The organism is Streptomyces shaanxiensis (genome assembly GCF_039537145.1).
Taxonomy (GTDB): Bacteria; Actinomycetota; Actinomycetes; order Streptomycetales; family Streptomycetaceae; genus Streptomyces; species Streptomyces shaanxiensis.
The window spans coordinates 465,129-483,183 of record NZ_BAAAZY010000010.1 but is presented as its reverse complement, the minus strand read 5'-3'; the positions used below and the strand labels follow the sequence as shown (position 1 = coordinate 483,183).

At 71.2% G+C, this 18,055-nt stretch carries 10 protein-coding genes; 6 read left to right on the top strand and 4 right to left on the bottom strand.

The window, feature by feature from the left end:
• Positions 1–5: 5 nt before the first annotated feature.
• From ABD932_RS16195 to ABD932_RS16170, 6 genes are all read left to right on the top strand, one after another.
• Positions 6–845 (top strand): carbohydrate ABC transporter permease, encoded by an 840-nt coding sequence (locus ABD932_RS16195; RefSeq protein WP_345013171.1) that lies wholly within the window; start codon positions 6–8, stop codon positions 843–845.
• Positions 842–3,763 (top strand): glycoside hydrolase family 2 TIM barrel-domain containing protein, encoded by a 2,922-nt coding sequence (locus ABD932_RS16190; RefSeq protein ID WP_345013169.1) that lies wholly within the window; start codon positions 842–844, stop codon positions 3,761–3,763. The genes ABD932_RS16195 and ABD932_RS16190 overlap by 4 nt, the downstream gene beginning before the upstream one ends.
• An 81-nt stretch (positions 3,764–3,844) precedes the next feature.
• Positions 3,845–5,686: a LamG-like jellyroll fold domain-containing protein gene (locus ABD932_RS16185; protein ID WP_345013167.1), complete on the top strand. Its 1,842-nt coding sequence runs from the start codon at positions 3,845–3,847 to the stop codon at positions 5,684–5,686.
• A 16-nt stretch (positions 5,687–5,702) separates the two neighbouring features.
• Complete coding sequence (locus tag ABD932_RS16180) at positions 5,703–7,388, top strand: PHP domain-containing protein (protein ID WP_345013165.1); 1,686 nt, start codon at positions 5,703–5,705, stop codon at positions 7,386–7,388.
• On the top strand, positions 7,388–8,236 hold the full coding sequence (locus ABD932_RS16175; protein ID WP_345013163.1) for a hypothetical protein: 849 nt from the start codon (positions 7,388–7,390) through the stop codon (positions 8,234–8,236). The genes ABD932_RS16180 and ABD932_RS16175 overlap by 1 nt, the downstream gene beginning before the upstream one ends.
• 167 nt (positions 8,237–8,403) lie before the next feature.
• Positions 8,404–9,300: an alpha/beta fold hydrolase gene (locus ABD932_RS16170; RefSeq protein ID WP_345013161.1), complete on the top strand. Its 897-nt coding sequence runs from the start codon at positions 8,404–8,406 to the stop codon at positions 9,298–9,300.
• A 55-nt stretch (positions 9,301–9,355) separates the two neighbouring features.
• On the opposite strand, the gene fxsT is transcribed toward ABD932_RS16170, so the two are convergent.
• Genes fxsT through ABD932_RS16150 form a run of 4 tightly spaced genes read right to left on the bottom strand, consistent with a single transcriptional unit; the run spans position 9,356 to position 17,735 of the window.
• Positions 9,356–13,411 carry an FxSxx-COOH system tetratricopeptide repeat protein gene (gene fxsT, locus ABD932_RS16165; protein ID WP_345013159.1) on the bottom strand — a complete coding sequence of 1,352 codons (4,056 nt, stop codon included), beginning with the start codon at positions 13,409–13,411 and terminating at the stop codon, positions 9,356–9,358.
• Positions 13,398–14,726, bottom strand: a complete 1,329-nt coding sequence (locus ABD932_RS16160) for a TIR-like protein FxsC (protein ID WP_345013157.1) — start codon at positions 14,724–14,726, stop codon at positions 13,398–13,400. The genes fxsT and ABD932_RS16160 overlap by 14 nt, the downstream gene beginning before the upstream one ends.
• A gap of 43 nt (positions 14,727–14,769) precedes the next feature.
• Positions 14,770–15,606 carry an AAC(3) family N-acetyltransferase gene (locus ABD932_RS16155; RefSeq protein ID WP_345013155.1) on the bottom strand — a complete coding sequence of 279 codons (837 nt, stop codon included), beginning with the start codon at positions 15,604–15,606 and terminating at the stop codon, positions 14,770–14,772.
• Complete coding sequence (locus ABD932_RS16150; protein ID WP_345013153.1) at positions 15,603–17,735, bottom strand: FxsB family cyclophane-forming radical SAM/SPASM peptide maturase; 2,133 nt, start codon at positions 17,733–17,735, stop codon at positions 15,603–15,605. The genes ABD932_RS16155 and ABD932_RS16150 overlap by 4 nt, the downstream gene beginning before the upstream one ends.
• Positions 17,736–18,055: the final 320 nt, after the last annotated feature.

Sequence of the window (18,055 nt, the reverse complement as noted above, 5' to 3'; positions counted from 1 at the left end):
GCATCATGGCATCCATCAAGGGGTCCCGCCGCAGAGGGATCGCGCTGCACCTCCCGCTGATCATCGGCACGCTGCTCTCGGCCTTCCCGTTCTACTGGGCCGTGATCATGTCGACGCACAGCTCGTCGGAGATCTTCTCGTACCCGCCGAAACTGCTGCCGGGCACGCACTTCCTGGAGAACGTCCGTAATCTCTTCGACGCCGTCGACTTCTTCGGGTCGATGTGGAACTCACTGCTGGTCGCGGTGTCGGTGACCTTCCTGGTCCTGCTCTTCGACTCGCTGGCGGCGTTCGTCTTCGCCAAGTTCGACTTCCCCGGCAAGGGGCTGCTGTTCGGGCTGCTCATGGTCATCTTCATGGTGCCGGCGCAGCTGTCGGTCATCCCGCAGTTCGTCCTCATGGCGAAGATCGGCTGGATCGGCTCGATGACCGCGCTGATCGTGCCGGCCGCGGCCAACGCCTTCGGCATCTTCTGGATGCGCCAGTACATGAAGACGGCCATCCACGACGAGCTGCTCGACGCCTCCAAGCTCGACGGTGCGAACTTCCTGCGCCAGTACTGGCACGTGGCGCTGCCGGTGGTCCGCCCCGGCCTCGCCTTCCTCGGCATCTTCACCTTCATGGGCCAGTGGAACGACTTCGCCTGGCCCCTGATCGCCCTCACCAACCCCGACAACGTGACCCTCCAGGTCGCGCTCTCCCAGCTCAACGGCACCCACGGCACCACCGACTACGGCATCGTGATGACCGGCGCCCTGCTCGCCCTCATCCCGCTGCTGATCGTGTTCGCGGTCGGCGCCAAGCAGATCATCGGCGACCTCGCGAAGGGGGCCGTCCGCGGATGACGAGCGACCCGCTGCTCGCCCTGCGCCCCTGGGAGGCACCCGAGGTGACCTCCTGGGGGCGGCAGCCCATGAACGCCGTCGACCGGCGCCCCGGAGCACTCCCCCTCGACGGCGACTGGCGCTTCCAGTTGCTGCGCGCTCCGGACGCGCCGGTCGGCGGTGCCTGGTCGTCGGCCCGCGTACCAGGTGTCTGGACCATGCAGGACACCGACGACCTTCCGCAGTACCTCAACATCCGGATGCCGTTCGCCGAGTTCCCGCCGGGCTCGCCCGCCGCCAACCCGACGGGCGTGTACGAGCGCGAGGTGGACGTCCCCGCCGAGTGGGCCGGCCGCCGGATCGTGCTCCAGGTCGGGGCCGCCGAGAGCGTGCTGCTGGTGCAGGTGGACGGGCGGCCCGTAGGCGTCTCCAAGGACTCCCATCTGGCCGCCGAGTTCGACCTCTCCGGCGTCGTACGCCCCGGCGGGCGCGCCACCGTACGGCTGACGGTCGTGAAGTGGTCGGACGCCTCGCACATCGAGGACCAGGACCAGTGGTGGCACGGCGGGATCACCCGCTCGGTGCTGTTGTACGCGACGGATCCGCTGCACCTCGCGGACGTGACCGTGCGGGCGGCGTACAGCGGCGAGCTGCGGGTCGCCTGCCGGGTCCGGGACGCGGGCGGTGCGGTGCCCGAGGGGTGGTATGTCACCGGGGAGGTGGACGGCCGACCGTTCGCCCAGGACGCCGAGTTCGACCGCGCCAACGTCGAGGACGAACGCGTCTCCGACTTCCTCGGCGAGGCACGGCTGCTGACCACCGTCCCCGAGGTGCGCACCTGGAACGCGGAGACGCCCGAGCTGTACGACCTGACCGTCCGCCTGCACCGCGCCGACGGCACGGTCACCGACACCTCCCGGCACCGGATCGGCTTCCGGGACGTCGAGATCGTCGGCCGGGACCTGCTGGTCAACGGGGAGCGGGTCTTCATCCGGGGCGTCAACCGGCACGACTTCCATCCGCTGACGGGGCGGACGGTGTCGTACGACGACATGCGCGCCGACCTGGTCCTGCTCAAGCGCTTCGGCTTCAACGCCATCCGCACCGCCCACTACCCGAACGACCCGGCGCTGTACGACCTCGCCGACGAACTCGGCTTCTACGTCGTCGACGAGGCGGACATCGAGTCCCACGACCACGCCCACGAGACCGCCGACGACCCGCGCTACCTGAACGCCTTCGTGGACCGGGTCTCGCGGATGGTGCTGCGCGACAAGAACCACCCGTCGGTCATCATCTGGTCGCTGGGCAACGAGTCCGACTACGGCGCGAACCACGACGCGGCGGCGGGCTGGGTGCGCCGGCACGACCCGACCCGGCCGATCCAGTACGAGGGGGCGGCCAAGCTCGACTGGGCGGCGACGGACGACGCCTCCGACATCGCCTGCCCGATGTACGCGCCGCTGGAGGACTGCGTCGCCCACGCCCTGTCGGGCAAGCAGACGCGGCCCCTCATCCAGTGCGAGTACTCGCACGCCATGGGCAACAGCAACGGCACGCTGGCCGACCACTGGGCCGCCATCGAGGCCACCCCAGGTCTTCAGGGCGGGTTCATCTGGGAGTTCTGGGACCACGGGATTCTGCAACGCGTGAGCGACGGAAGACCGGCCGGGCGTGGGGGCGCCGGGCTCTATGACAACGGTGTCGCCGCGCCCGGGTATCGCTGGGCGTACGGCGGCGACTTCGGCGAGTCCGACCACGACGGCGCGTTCATCGCGGACGGCGTGGTGTTTCCCGACCGCACGCCCAAGCCCGCGATGTACGAGCACCGGGAGATCGCGGCGCCGGTGCGTATCGAGTGCTTCCGGCACGAGGGCATCGTCCTCGCCAACCACCAGCACTTCCGCACCCTGGACTGGCTGTCCGGCGAGTGGGAACTGGTCCTCGCGGACGGCCGGACGCTGACCGGCCCGGCCGAACTGCCCGACCTGCGCCCCGGCGAGACGGCCGCCGTACCGCTGCCCTTCGAGGTGCCGCGGGACGGCGGCGAGGCCTGGCTGACGCTGCGGGTGACGACGGCCGAGGACCAGCCGTGGGCGCCGCGCGGCACCGAGGTGTGCGTGCCGCAGATCCGGCTGCGCGGCCCAGCCGAGACCCCGGTCGTTCCCGTGGACCGGAGCGTCGAGGTCGACGGCGAGGGCCTCCTCGTCCACCCGCTGCTGACGCTCGCGCCCACGCTGACGCTGTGGCGGGCGCCCACCGACAACGATGAGCTGGGCGGCATGGCGCTGCGCTGGCGGACCTGGGGGCTCGACGCGCTGGTGCGCAAGGTCGTGTCCGTGCGGGAGGACGCGGGCCGGGTGACGGTGGAGGCGGAATACGCGGGCACGGCCGGTGTCGTACGGCACCGGCAGGTGCTCACGGCCGTCGAGGGCGGGGTCCGGGTCGAGGAGGAGGCCGAACTGCCCGAGGCGTTCCACGACGTGGCGCGGGTCGGCACGGTCTTCGAGACGGTCCCGGGGCTCGACCTGCTGGAGTGGTTCGGGCAGGGGCCCTGGGAGTCGTACCCCGATCGCCGTGCGGGCGCGCCGGTCGGCCATCACTCGCTGCCCGTCGACGCGTTGTTCACCCCCTATCTGCGGCCCCAGGAGAGCGGCGGCCGGCACGGTGTACGGCGGTTCACGCTGTCGGCGCCGGACGCCACCGGGCTCTCCGTGGCGCTGGACGAGCCCCGTCAGGTCTCCGTGACCCGCTACCGCGCCGAGGACCTCGCATCCGCGGCGCACCACGACGAGCTGGTCCCGCGGCCCGGCTGCGTGGTGCACGTCGACGCCGCGCACCGGGGCCTGGGCACCGCCTCCTGCGGGCCCGACACCGCACCGTCGTATCTCGTCGCACCGGGCATCCACCGCTGGAGCTGGACCCTGCGCGTTCTCTGACTCCCCCACGCCCTCCTGACTCCCCCCACGCCCTTCGCCGTCACTTCTCTTGGATCTCACGGATCCGCTTACGGAGCACACGTGTGTACTTCGCATGACCATGTCCCGGGCGGCGAGGCCGCGCAGGCCGGCGCCGGACGTCGCAGTTTCCTGCGGGCCACCGCGCTGCTCGGTGCCGCCGCGACGGCCTCGGTCGCCGTCCCGGCGGTCGCCGAGGCCGCGCCCGCCGAGGCCGCGGCGGCCGACTGGCGGCCCGACTCGGACAGCCGGCGCTTCACGCTCGCCGTGATGCCGGACACCCAGTACCTCTTCGACGGTCCGAGCATCGACAAGGCGCCGGTCGAGGCGTCCCTGCGCTATCTGCTGGAGCACGGCCGGAAGGAGAACATCGTCTTCCTGTCGCACCTCGGCGACCTCACCCAGAACGGCACCCAGCCCGAAGTCGCCGCGATCAGCGAGGCGTTCCGGCTGCTGGACCGGCGGGGCGTGGGCTACAGCGTCCTCGCCGGCAACCACGACGTGAAGTCGTCGACGGACGACCAGCGCGGTGCGACGCCGTACCTGGACGCCTTCGGGCCGAAGCGGTTCCAGGGGAAGAAGACGTTCGGGGGCGCCTCCCCCGACGGCTACAACAGCTTCCACCTCTTCCGGGCCGCCGGGCGCGAGTGGATGGTGCTGGCGCTGGACTGGCGGCTGTCGGCGAAGGGCTACGCGTGGGCCGAGGACGTCCTCGCCCAGCACCCGAAGACCCCCGTGATCCTCACGACCCATGAGCTGGTCGTCGAGGACGACTCCCTGTCGGCGTACGGGCAGCAGCTGTGGGACCGGCTGATCGAGGACCACGACCAGATCTTCCTCACCCTCAACGGGCACTACTGGCCCGCCGGCCGGGCGACCCGCAAGAACGCTGCGGGACATGACGTCCACCTGCATCTGACGAACTATCAGAACCGGTACTTCGGTGGCGCTGCGATGATCCGCCTGTACCGCTTCGACCTCGACCGGAACGTCGTCGACGTGGAGACGGTCTCCCCGTGGATCCTGGGCCGGGCCGCGAAGGGGCTCAACGAGCTGGAGCGGCAGGAGATCGAGCTGAGCGGCGACGCCGACCGGTTCTCCGTGGACATCGACTTCGCCGCCCGCTTCTCGGGCTTCGATCCGGTGCCGGCGCGTCCGGCGCGCCCCGCGTCGAAGATTCTGGTGCCGGGCACGGTGGCGTACTGGCGCTTCGACTCGGCCGTGTCCGACACGGTCCGCGATCTGTCCGGACAGGGCAACGACCTCACCCTGGTGACGGTGGGCGGTGGCTCGCTGGGCTGGTCCGCGGACCACCATCCCGACCAGCCCGGCCACGGCAGCCTGGAGTTCCAGGGCTTCAAGTCCCCGCTGAAGGGCGCCTACCTGCGCACGGTCGACAAGGCCCCTCTCAACTCGGCGACCTTCGGCAACGGTTACACCATCGAGGCCTTCTACCGCCTCCCCGCCGACTGGGACCCCTCCCACCACGCCTGGTCCGGCATCGTCGGCCGCACCGGCACGGGCGGCGCCGCAGGCAAGACCGCGGACGACCCCGACGAGCCGCTCGCCACGCTGTCCCTGTCGAACGACCGCGAGCCGCAGTGGGCGATGCGCCCGCTCAACCAGCAGGGCATCGCCACCAACTGGGGCCAGGAGACACCGCTGGAGACCTGGTGGCACCTGGCGGTCGTCAACGACGGCCGGCGCACCACGCTGTACGTCGAGGGCTGCCCGGTCGTCCGCAATCCCAGGGCGTCGGCGGTGGGCATCACCTCCGTCGGACTGCCCTGGCTGCTCGGCGGCTACGAGTACGGCGGCAAGATCGACCAGATCCTGCACGGCCGCCTCGGCGACGTCCGTATCGTCCAACGGGCGCTGCCCGTCACCTCCTTCATGAACCACTGACCTCCAGAGGATCGCCGTGACCGAGCAGCAGCTCCCCTCCTGGGCCGACCCCTCCGTCTCCCCCACCGACCTCGACGCGCAGGGCGTGTCGCGACGCGGCCTCCTGCGCCGCGCGGGCCTGTTCGGCGCGGCGTTCGCGCTGGGCTCCGCGGCCGTACCGGCAGCGGCGGCCACCGCCCCGGCCACCTCCGACCGGCGTCCGGGCGGCGACGACCCACGCCTCGCCTACCTCGTCGGCGACCACCACATCCACAGCGTCTACAGCCACGACGCCAAGTACACGTTCTCCCAACTGGCCGCCGCCGGCGCCAAGTACGGCCTCGACTGGATGGTGTTCACCGAGCACTCCAACTTCGGGCACGCCAAGTACGGCGCCGCGCTGGAGCACGAGGAGATCCGCCAGGCACGCGCCGAGAACCCGCGCCAGCTGATCTTCCAGGGCCTGGAGTGGTACATCCCGGCCGCCGAGCACTGCACGGTCTTCACGGCTCCGGGCGCGCACGAGGTCGACCTGCTCACGCGGTTCGAGAGTGCCTACGACGGCAAGCTGCTCGGCTACGACAAGGGCGGCGCCGCCGACGCGGACACCGCCCGCAACGAGGCCCACGCGGTCAAGGCCATCAAGTGGCTGGCCGAGCAGCGCCGCACGGGCTATGTGGACGACGTCCTCGTCCTCGCCAACCATCCCCTGCGTCTCGGCATCGACTCCCCGCACGAGATGCGGGGCTGGCGGGACGCGGCCCCCGAGATCATGATCGGCATGGAGGGCGCACCCGGCGCCCAGGGCGCGGCCATCCCCGGCTGGCGCGGCGCCACCTCGATCCGCGGCGAGTACGAGAACAAGCCGTCGGCGCAGTCCTGGCCCGGCTACCCGGCGGACGCGTTTGTGACGTACGGCGGCTTCGACTGGGCGACCGCGACGGTCGGCGGTCTGTGGGACTCGATGCTGGCGGAGGGCCGCCTGTTCTCGGTCACCACGAACTCCGACGCCCACCGCATCGTCTTCGACACCTGGAAGAACGGCGACTGGCCCGCCGGGCAGAACTTCGACACCACCGGCAAGCTCCCCGACCCGGTGAACACCACCACCCCGCAGCCGGGCAGCGACTTCTGGCCGGGCCAGTTCAGCCGCACCCACGTCGGCGTCACCCGCTACGGCTACCGCGCGGTGATGGCGGGCCTGCGCGCGGGCCGCGTCTGGCTGGACCACGGGCATCTGCTCGACGGCCTCGACGTGCGCCTCAAGCGGGACTGCGACCTCGGCCGGGGCATCACGCTGGGCGGCCGGCTGCGGGTGCGCAAGGGCGAGAAGCTCACCCTCGACATCACCGTGACGACCGCCTCACGGCCCAACCCCCAGGGAATTCTGCCGGAGTTGGCGCACGTCGATGTCATCCGGGGCGCGGTGCGCGGCCCGGTGGCCGACCGGGACTCCTGGCGGGCGCCGGACACCAAGGTCGTGCAGACCAAGGACGTGAGCGGCCGCAAGGGGACGTACACCCTGCGCATCCCGCTGACCGCCGGGGACGAGTCCTTCTACGTCCGGCTGCGCGGCAGCGACGGCAACCGCCACGGCGCGGGCTACCTGGGCGCGTCGGTCGACCCGCACGGGCCGATCCCGCACGAGCCCGGGAACGGTGACCCGTGGGCGGATACGTGGTTCTATTCGAACCCGGTATTCGTCGACGTGGCAGGAGTCTGATGAGACGTCATTTCCTCACCCCCGGTTGCTTATTGGCCGCGCTCGCGCTCGGCGCGGGGACGGCGTCCGCCGCCGGTGATCCGCAGTGGGCGCAGGCCGGCAGGGCGTACACGGACACGTTGGGCGGCGGGCAGGGCGTGGCGAGCCGCGCGGACGGCTCACTGCTGTACCGCGGGCTCGCCTCCATCCCGCTGGACCTGCGGATCAAGGGCTGGAACCACATCGGCGACCCGGACGTCGCCCGCGGCCACACCTTCGACGCCTACCAGGGCCCGGACACGGCCACGTCCAAGATGTTCGCGGTGACGACCCCGGCCGGGAAGCGCTACGAGTACGTCCACCCGCTCAACCCGGGCGAGAAGCTGAACAACTCCTTCGCCACCGTCTCGCCCGACGGGCAGTGGCTGGTGTCGGGCGAGTGGGGGGAGCAGAACAGACTCCAGGTCTTCCCCGCTCCCCTGCTCAACCCGTCCACCCCACCCACGGGCGGAGACCTGAAGGAGGCCTGGCAGATCACCCTGGACAAGCCGGTGCGCGACATCCAGGGCTGCGACTTCGTGACGGACACCCGGCTGCTGTGCGCCTCGAACGACGCCACGGGGACGCTCTTCCCTCAGATCCGCCCGCTGCTCCAGGTGGACCTGCCGCGCAAGGTGGACGGTCAGCCGATCACCGGCGCGGTGAAGAGTCTGTTCGCACTGCCGCAGCGCAGCGTGTGCACGGGCACCTTCGAGACGGAGGGCGTCGACTACGACGTGAACAGCGGCACCCTGCGGGCGCAGATGATCCCGCCGGGGGTGTGCGCGGTGACGACGGCCGTGTACTCGTACAAGCAGGTCACGGACTGAGCGAGTTCGGCCGCCGAAGGGACAAGTCCGCGTCACCTGGCGGTCATTGACCCGCCAGAAGCCGGAAACTCCCGCACATCGGGATGATCTGGGGCACGATGGGGAATTGCCGTTGCACGACCACACGGCATGCCACCGCGGGCGGGGGCCTCGAGGGGAGACCGCGCATGCTCAAAGACGTGTACACGGGGGACGGACGACGATTAGCCGTTGAGATCTCCGGCGATCCGGGCGGTTTTCCGGTGTTCCTGCTGCACGGCACACCCGGCAGCAGACTCGGCCCCGCACCCCGGCCCATGCTGCTCTACCACCAGCGGGTCCAGCTCATCACCTACGACCGCCCGGGCTACGGTTCCTCGGATCCGCTGCCCGGGCGGCCCGTCGCGCACGTCGCGGCCGATGTCGCCGCCGTTGCGGACACTCTCGGTATCGAGCGGTTCGCCGTGGTCGGCCGTTCCGGTGGCGGACCGCACGCGCTGGCCTGTGCCGCCCTGCTGCCCGACCGGGTGACCCGGGTCGCGGTGCTGGTGAGCCTCGCCCCGCGCGACGCGGACGGACTCGACTGGTTCGCCGGAATGGCGGCCTCCAACGTCAACGAGTTCTCCAAGGCCCTCGCCAGCCCGGACCGGCTCGCGGCCAGCCTGCGCCTTCGGTCCGTCGCCATCCGCTCGGACCCGGTGCGGCTGCTGGCTCAGTTGCGCCGGGATCTCACCGAGTCCGATCTCAGGGTGGTCGCGGACGCCGGGGTCCGGGCCATGCTGCTGCGCAACTACCGCGAGGCACTGCGGGTGTCGGCCGACGGCTGGGTGGACGACGCGCTGTCGTTCTGCAGCCCCTGGGGTTTCAATCCGGCCGACATCGTCGTGCCGGTGCTGCTGTGGCACGGAGAGCAGGACGTCTTCTCCCCGCCCAGCCACACCCGCTGGCTGGCCGCCCGCATCCCCAGCGTGACCGCCATCCTGCAGCCCGCCGCCGCGCACTTCGGGTCGCTGCGGGTGCTGCCCGACATCGTGACCTGGCTGCTGGGCGGCCGCCGGCCCGGGGTGACCGTCGACCAGCACTGACCCCGCGACCTCTCAGCGCCGGTGAACAGACGCCCGCCTGCGCTGCGGTCGGCTCTCAGACCGGCAGGGGCTCCAGGTCCCGGTGGATCCGCTTGCCCTCGCGCACGGTCGCCGTGTGCGGATGGTCCTCGCCGAGCAGCCGGGCCAGATCGGTGCGGGCGCTCTCCTGGAGCTGTTCGGCCTCCGGGATCCGGTCCAGGGTGCGCAGGGTCACCGCCAGGTTGGCGCGCGAGACGACGGTGTCGGGGTGGCCGTGGCCGAGACCGGCCTGGAATCCGGCGACGGCCATCCGTTCCAGTTCCTCGGCCTCGCCCAGCCTGCCCAGTTCCGCCAGCACGTTGGCGAGGTTGACGGCGCAGGCCAGGCTGTACGGGTGGCGTTCGCCGAGCACCTCGCGCAGCGTGGCCAGGTTCTCCTCCAGCAGGGCCCGCGCCTTGCCCACCTCGCCGGAGCCGCGCAGGAAGATACCCAGGTTGTTGACGGCGGCCAGCGTCGCCGGGTGCCGCACGCCGGGTGCTGTCCGGTACTGGGGCACGATCTCCTCGGCCAGGGCGAGGGCCTCGTCGCGGGCTCCGGTGGCGTACAGGTCGGTGGCGTAGTTGAGGGTGCAGTCCAGGACGTCGGGGGTCGTGGTGGGGATCTCCCGGGTGCGGTAGTTCTCGCGGGTCTGGTGGGTGATGGAGCGGGCCTCGGCGACCTGCCCCGCCTTGCGCAGGGAGACGGCGAGGCTCTTGGCGGTGCGCAGGGTCTCGGGGTAGGTGTCGCCGAACAGCTCCTGATAGGCGGTGTACCCGCGGCGCAGCAGCGAGATCGAGGTGCCGTACTCGCCCACCTCCCGCAGGTCGCGGCCCAGGTTGGTGGCGCTCAGCAGGGTCTCCGGGTTCGTCTCACCGAGATCGTTGCGCCACCGGTCGTAGATCTCCTGGTCGACATCGCGGGCCTCGCCGTAGCGGCCGAGCTGGCGCAGGCAGACGGCACGGTTGTTGTTGGCCTTGAGGGTGCGCGGGTGGTCCTCGCCGAAGCTCTCCTTGAATCCGCTGTACGCCGCCGTGGCCATCTCCAGGGCCTCGGTGAACCGTCCGATGCTCCCCAGGTCGGTCGCCAGACCGCTGGTCGTCATCAGGACGTGCGGATGGTCCGGGGCCAGCAGCCGGCGCTGCTGGGCCAGGGTGTCCGAGCCCACCCGCTCCGCCTCCACGTACTTGCCGAGGGAGCGCAGCACGTTCGCGATGTGGAAGCGCAGATAGAGGATCTGCATCCGCAGGTCCCCGGCATAGCGCTCGTGTTCCGCCAGCGCCTTCGTGTGCTCGGCGTCGGCCGTACCGGTGCGTTCCTTGTCCGCGGCGATCCGTTTCTCCAGCTCGGCGATCTGGGCGCTGCGGGCGTTCAGTTGCACCTCCCAGGAGGAGCGAAGCTCCTCGCCGAGGCCGAAGGCGACGTTCAGGTCACCGCGCTTCCAGAGGTAGCGCACCCGGTCGATGAGGAGTTGGCGGGTCTTGGGCTCGTCGCACGTGCTCGCCTCGGAGGCCTCCAGGTGCGGCCAGATCGCGGCGAAGACCGGACGGTTCTCCGGGGCGTCGATCGGCTCCTCGCCCGAGGGCCGGGCGCCGGCCAGGATGCGGTGCACGACGTGCTGGGCGTCCAGTTGTTCCTGCGGTGTCATCTGCGCGCGGATGACGGCCTGGACCAGCCGGTGCACCTGGATCGACTCGGTGCCCCGGTCGACCTTGGCGAGCGCGAAGCGGCCGATCTCCCGGATCACCCGGCCGAGGACCATCTTCTCCTGCAGCGAGGGGTCCTTCTCGGCCAGCACGCGGATCATCTCGTCGCCGTAGAGCAGCTTCATGGAGATCGGCTCGGCCGCGAAGAAGGCGCACAGTTGCAGCAGCTGTACGGCGGCCGGGGAGCGCTCCTTGAGGCGCTCGATGGAGACGTTCCAGGTGGCCGCGACCGGTTGCGGGTAGTTGGAGGGCTGGCTGAACGACAGGACGATCTCGGCCTGTTGGTCCAGTTCCGCCAGATAGGTGTCGACGGGGGTGCCGGTCTCGGCGAGCCAGGCGCCGGCCTGGTCGAGGGCGAGGGGCAGGTCGCCGACGGCCGCGGCGACCCGGTCGGCGTCCTCGACGCTGAGGTCGGCGGCCCGGCGCAGCAGGTGCTCGATGCTCTCCTCGCGCAGGAAGGGGTCGACCTCGATGGTCTCCCCGTGCTGCGACCAGCCCTGGTTGCGGGAGGTGACCAGGATGTGGCCGTTGCCGCCGGGGAAGTGCCGGCTGACCTCCTGCGGTTCGTCGGCGTTGTCGAAGACCAGCAGCCAGCGCAGCGTGGAGCCGGACTGGCGCAGATGGTCCCGCACCTCCTGCGCGGCCTGCGCCGCCTCGTCGCCGACCCGCAGGCCGAGGCGGCCGCCGAGTTCGGCGAGGGAGGAGATGACGAGCTCGTTCTGCTCGGAGGGGATCCACCACACCAGGTCGTAGTCGGCGGCGAACCGGTGCACGTACTCCAGCGCGATCTGGGTCTTGCCGACCCCGCCGAGGCCGTAGAGGGCGTACGGCGCCGGGGAGACGCCGGTGGTGCTGGAGCCGAGGCTGTCGCGCAGCCTCTCCAGCAGGGCGCTGCGGCCGGTGAAGGAGGCGTTGCGGGGCGAGACGTTCCAGAACTTGGGCGCGGTGCCCGGGAAGCGGGCCTCGGTGGGCGGCCCGTCGGCCTGGCGCTCGGCGGGCAGGGCCGGCTTGCCGAGGGCGCGCAGCAGCGCTCCGGTGGCCTGTGTCTCGTCCAGCCGCACCAGGTCCACCGGCGCCCACTCGCTGAACGTCGGCGCCGGACGGATGTCGCCGACCCGGACCGGGACGACCTGGCGCCGGCCGGAGGGATCGCCCCCGGTCGCGGCCTCCCACACCTGGCGGGCACGCGCCGAGCGCTGGTAGGCCGGGGAGAGCACGACGACCGTGCGGTCGGCCGGCTTCTCGGCTCCGTCGCCCTCGCAGCCGACGTACTTCAGCACCACCCGGAAGCCGGCCCGGGTGAGCAGCGCGGCGATCCAGTCCGCCCACATCCGGTCCTCGGACACATAGCTGAGGTGCAGGTCGGCCGGGAGCGCCGAACGGCTGCGGGTGAACGCCTTCTTGATGGCGAGGCGCACCTCCTCGTCCATCCGCGGCAGCGCGGTGACGGCCTGGTCGGTGATGACGCCGGTGAGCCGTTCGAAGGCCGCGAGCAGCGAGCCGGCGTTGCCGGCCTCGTCACCGAAGGTGGCCAGGGTCTCCTCGTAGGCGTAGTAGGGCCGGTACGGGATCTCCACCGAGCCCCAGTAGCCGGTGAGCTGGGTCTCGGTCATGCCGGAGGGGAACCGGTCGAACTTCGCCCGGGCGAGGGACCGTCCCGCGTCGGCCTTCTCCTTCTCGCCCTCGTCGATGCGCATCGGCACGGGCAGGATGCGGATACGGCGGCTGCGGAAGCGTTCGTCGATGTGGTGGGCGACCGCGGCTGCTCCGTCGATGCTCTGGCCGCTGAGGGTGAAGCAGTCCACGAGGATGTCGGGCAGGTGGGCGGTGCAGATGTCGGCGATGTCGGAGAGGCCGGTGCGGCTGTCGATGAGGACGTAGTCGTAGTGGTGCCGCATGTCGTCGCGTAACGCGTCGAAGAACAGCCCGCCGCCGAGGTGTTCGTAGAAGTTGTCCCAGTCGAAGGTGGAGACGATCGCCGAGTAGTCACGGTTCTGCCGACCGGCGGAGACGAGGTCGAGGGTGCCCGGCTCGGGGAACGGCCAGTCCAGGGAGACCGCGTGGCGCTGGATGCGGGCGTACTGGCGGTGCCAGTCCGGGGGCCGGTGCTCGGTCTCCGTGGCGTCGGCGGAGGCCGCCCAGGCGTAGTCGGTGAGCAGGTCGATGACGCCGGTGGTGGCGCCGACCGTCGCCGGGTCGAGGAACGGGTGGAAGAAGCGGTGCAGGCCGGGCGCCTCCAGGTCCCAGTCCACGGCGAGGACACGCTTGCCGTTGGCGGCGAGGATCCAGGCGGTGTTGGCGAGGGCCATGGTCCGGCCGGTGCCGCCCTTGTACGAGTAGAACGTCACGACCCGGCCGTCGCGGCCGGCCCGTCCGTCAAGGCTGCTCATCGCGGTCTTCCTCCTCGGCATGCGGGCGATGCACCGGTGACAGGTTGTCGTCGTGCCCGGCGATGCTCAGCCGGAAGCGGGGGGTGGCCCTGCCCGGCGGCGGCTGCGCGGGGGCTTGCTTGAGGTGCTGGGCCGCTGCCCACTGCACGACACGTGGCAGCAGCGCGTCGAAGGACTCGTGGTCGGGAATGCCGCGGACGGCGGGCCGGCACGCCTGCTCCGCCTGGCTGACGGTGCGCGGCAGGGTCGCCGCCGTCTCGGCGGTCAGCGCCTGTTTGGCGTCCTCGCTGTCGGGGTCGTCGTCGTTCCAGGGCACCATGAGCCCGGTCGCCGGGCGATGGGTGGCGTCGAACTTGCTGAGGCGGGTGCGCTGTTCGGGGTCGCGCAGCAGCCAGCGGTCGAGCAGCATGACCTCCGGGCCGGCGACGGCCGCCGATCCTCCCCCGGAGGGGGTACCCCCGGCCTCGCTGTGCCAGGTGTCGAAGGCCTGGAGGTCGGGCCGGAACCCGTTGCGTTCGGCGATCGCGGCGGCCATCTCGGCCAGGGGCCTGGGGCATTCGGGCCGGAAGGGGTTCCAGTCGAGCGCCGAGGGGCCGTAGTAGTCGGGGCTGCGTCCCTCGGGCAGCCGGTCCAGGGAGCCCGCGGCCACGGTGATGCGCAGCATGCGTCCGGTGCGCAGGGTCGCGAAGGTGTCGTGCACGGCGTCCCAGGCGGGGGTCTCTCCCGGCTCGACGACAACGCGCTTGCCGACGTCGATGATGCGCCGGGCCAGTTCGAACACGGCTCGCTGGTAGTGGCGGCGTTGGCTGCTCAGCTTCATCAGGCCGTAGAACCCGTAGTCCGGATACCGGTCGCCGAGTTCGGGGTGCTTGTACTGGATGTCCCTGACGGTGTCGGGGAGTTGGTGGTCCTCGATCGGCGCCCAGAGGGCCGGCACGATCGCGCCCGGCGTGCCCCTGTGCCCCTCGGTCCGATACCGCGCGGCCCGGTTCGCGAAGATCGTCCACTCCTTGCCGCACCAGGAACTGTGGAAGTAGCGCGGCGAGTACAGGGGGACGAACACCCGGCAGGCTGCGAGCGCGTCCCCCAGCTCGGTCGTCCACAGCTGGCCCGCGCGCATCGAGCGGTCCATGTATCCGGACGCGCCGATCGGCACGGCGGTCAGCTGCCGGATGTCCTCGCACAGATCGCGGAAGAGCCGGTGCACCCACACGTCCGGATCACTGTCGTCGGTCTCGTCCCGGGGAGTGTGGGCGTAGCTGAGGAAGAAGTACGGGGCGGTCGCGTCCGCCCGTAACGGCGCCGTCGGCTGCACATGATCCCCCGATCCCGCTCCGTCCCCCTGGGAGCGTGGACACTCAGTGTAGGAAGTCGGGCGCTTTTTGTAGCCGCTTCGTCAGCTGTGGGCTGGGGCGATTTCCGGCCAGCCACCCGACCGCGAAGTCCACCGCCGCCCGCAGCGGCAGCGACCTCACCCGGGCCGACCCGAGCCGCCCGTGCCGCACGCCGGGCACGGGCAGGGCGGCGTCGTGCGCCTCGTACGCGGCACCGAGGGCGCCGAAGTCGCTGTCGTTCAGGTCGACGTCCCTGTACGACATCCATTGGCGCAGTCCGTCCCGCAGGACGACGCAGCGGTACTCCCGCCGGGGCGGGTCGGCGATGCGGTACTCGGCGAGGTGGAAGGCGGTGCACACCTCGTAGCCGACGCCGATCAGCAGCACCCGCGCGTCCGCGGCGTACAACCGGGCGAGCGGCGACTCCTCCCCCAGGTGGCATTCCTCGTCGTGGTCCGCCATCAGCTCCGCGGCCCGGGCGCCGACGGCCGCGAAGGACGTCTGCGGATGCCTGCTGCGCACCGCGTCCGGGCTGCGCCGCACGGCCTCGGCCAGCCGCCCCACGCCCTGCGAGGGCGTGCGCAGGTGGTCGAAGGGCGGCATCTCCTCCCGGTAGACCGACAATTGACTGTCCGTCATGTCCTGCGTGTGGCTGCGGTACTCCGGTGAGGTGTCGGAGTTCCCGGCGGTGAACGTCGGCACCACCAGCGTGCCTCCCGGTCCGAGCCCCTCGACCAGCACGCGCCGCACGACGTCGGCGGCCGCACCGACCCGGCGCAGGGAGGCGTGCACCAGCAGGGTCTCTCCGGCTCGTACGCCCAGGGCGTCGAGATCGCGCACCGAGAGCCGGGCCACCGTCATACGCCGCCCCGTCGCACAGCGTCGACGAAACGCCGTCCGAGCGCGGTCAGCGAGGGGGCGGCGGCCAACTCGTCCAGCCGGGCACGCGTACGCCGCGCCGCTTCGGGGTCGGGCCGCAGCAGGTCGGTCGCCACGCGGGCGTAGACGTCGGCGAGCAGCTCGCCGACGCGGGTGTCGGTCTCGTCGTAGAGCTCACACAGGTCGAGCAGGGCGTCGAGGGCGCCGAGCCGGAACCCCCGAACCAGCTCGCTCGCGAGGTGGACCGGGTCGGTGGTCGGGGCGGCCCCCAGCGCCGCGAATCCGGCACCGGCCGCGGTGGGTTGAGGATCGGCCGAGCCGACGAGCGGGGTGACCACACGGACACCGGCGGCCATCGCCTCGGCCGTGCGCGGCAGCGCCTTGCGGATCAACGCCCAGGCCTGGGGCAGTACATGCCGCCACTGTTCGATCTCGGCGTCCGTCAGCCGCCCCTGGACGGGCCGGTCGAAGCAGTCGCGGTACGGATCGATGTCGTCCAGCGCCACCTCCAGCCCGTCGGCCCGCAGCCACCGCAGGGGCTCCCATCCGGGGCCGTCGATCCGATCGGGCGTCAGAACGACCGTGGGCGCCGTGGTTTCGGTGCGCAGCCGCCCCAGCCCGGGAAGGTACGCGTAGCCGTCACGCACCGGCACCGTGATGCGGTCGACCGCGCCTGCGGGCAGCGTGGCAGCGGCCAGGAGCGCGGCGAGATGGCCGGTCGGCGCCGCGCCGTCGAGGCAGCGCACGGCCCAGACACGGGTGTACGGGTGGGACAGCAGTGCCGCCACCGGAGCGCTGTCCCGTCGGCCGATCTCGAGCGCCGTGCGCCATGCGGAGGCCCACAGCTCGGCATCGTCGCCCGGTTCCTGGTCGATGAGGGCCAGCAGCTCACGGGTGACCGCCTGCCTCGCTCGCGCCAGTTCCCGTACGGCCCCACCGTCGTCGGTGCCGTCGGCCAGGGCGTCGAATCCCTCGACCGGTCGGCCCGCTCCGGCTCCGGTGCGTGCGTCGATGGACCGGATGAGCGCTTGGAGGTCCGTGCAGTAGACCGACGGATTGTCGAAGTCCGTGCCGTCGCCGCGATACCGGTGTGCGTACAGCCCGCCCCCGCAGGAGCGCACGACCGGGCAGGACCGGCAGGTCTCGCTCAGCCCGGCGAGCCCCTGCTGACGGGCCGTGATGCCGGGATGCAGAGCCACCTCGTCCAGGGAGTGGCGGAAGACGTCCTCGCCGGTGACCGGTGCGCCGTCAAAGGCGGTCTTGAGCGAGTCCGCCTGCTCGAAGGTGCCGTCGGTCTCGACCACCACGACATCGGCCGGCGCGAGTCCCATGGTCTCGGTCAGGCTGGGGCCGCCGCCCAGGGTGCTGATGACCGAGTCGAACAGCCGCACCGGCATCGGCCGGCCCTGGGCATCCCAGCGGTCGTAGACGGCCATCAGCCAGTCGGCGTACGGCGTGCCGGCGCCGTCGGGGCGCAGGGGCGGGTCGTCCCAGGTGGCGTGCGGTAGAAGGAAGTCGATGCGCGGCGGGTCCTCGGCGGCCAGCGCGTCGTAGGCGGCGACGGGGTCGTTGCGCACGTCGATGGTGCAGAGCAGGCCCGCGTACAGATGGCGGTAGCTTTCCTGCCGGAGAAGTGAGAGTGCCGCCAGCACTCTGTCGTGACTGCTGCGGCCGTCGGAATAACGGCGGTGCAGGTCATTGGCGGCCCGGTCGCCGTCCAGGGAAACACCCACCCGGACATCGAATTCAGCGAAAAGGTCAAGGAATCTGCTGCTGAGCTGAATTCCGTTGGTGTGAATGCGTAAGTCGAGCCGGGAAACCCCGTCCAGATTGGTCCGCAGTTCTTCGCAGATTCGGCGTAAGCGCCCCGGGCCGGCCAGCAAAGGCTCACCTCCGTGCAGGATGACCTGCACGGAGGGCAGTGCGTGAGCCTTGGCGTGTTCCGCCAGACGCAGCGCCGTCCAGGAGACGACCTCGTCCGAGATCACTTTCGGCCGGGAGGTCCAACTCTGGTCGGCGTGCTCGTACACGTAGCAGTGATCACACGCCAGGTCGCACCGGCTGTGCACCTTGAGTACGAGTTGTCGAAGCGGAACCAGCGGGCTAGTCATTCCGGGAGACTCGATGTCATCCAACCGACGACGAGAAGGTGATCCCGTCCGTCCTACGGTTCTGCGTGGCGGAGAGAGCGCGGCGCCGTGCTCGGGCGTACTTCGGTTCACTCGGGGCGTCGAGTCGCGTCGCGGCAGCGTGGGTGTCGACGACGGCCGTCGACCGCGCAGTGGTTCTTGCTCGCTTGATCACAGTGTCCCCTGGTCAGGAGAGTGGAAGGGTGAGGTGCATCGACCCTGCGCCGCGCGGCGGAGAGCCTGGTCCGCAAACCGTATCGCCTACCGGGGCGTAGCGACCCTAGGGGAAGGCTACGAGTCGG

What these genes read in the sequence shown, in the direction of transcription:
- ABD932_RS16195 (WP_345013171.1), top strand. Translation starts at nt 6, where the DNA reads ATGGCATCCATCAAGGGGTCCCGCCGCAGAGGGATCGCGCTGCACCTC.
- ABD932_RS16190 (WP_345013169.1), top strand. Translation starts at nt 842, where the DNA reads ATGACGAGCGACCCGCTGCTCGCCCTGCGCCCCTGGGAGGCACCCGAG.
- ABD932_RS16175 (WP_345013163.1), top strand. Translation starts at nt 7,388, where the DNA reads ATGAGACGTCATTTCCTCACCCCCGGTTGCTTATTGGCCGCGCTCGCG.
- ABD932_RS16170 (WP_345013161.1), top strand. Translation starts at nt 8,404, where the DNA reads ATGCTCAAAGACGTGTACACGGGGGACGGACGACGATTAGCCGTTGAG.
- fxsT (WP_345013159.1), bottom strand. Translation starts at nt 13,411, where the DNA reads ATGAGCAGCCTTGACGGACGGGCCGGCCGCGACGGCCGGGTCGTGACG.
- ABD932_RS16155 (WP_345013155.1), bottom strand. Translation starts at nt 15,606, where the DNA reads ATGACGGTGGCCCGGCTCTCGGTGCGCGATCTCGACGCCCTGGGCGTA.
- ABD932_RS16150 (WP_345013153.1), bottom strand. Translation starts at nt 17,735, where the DNA reads ATGACTAGCCCGCTGGTTCCGCTTCGACAACTCGTACTCAAGGTGCAC.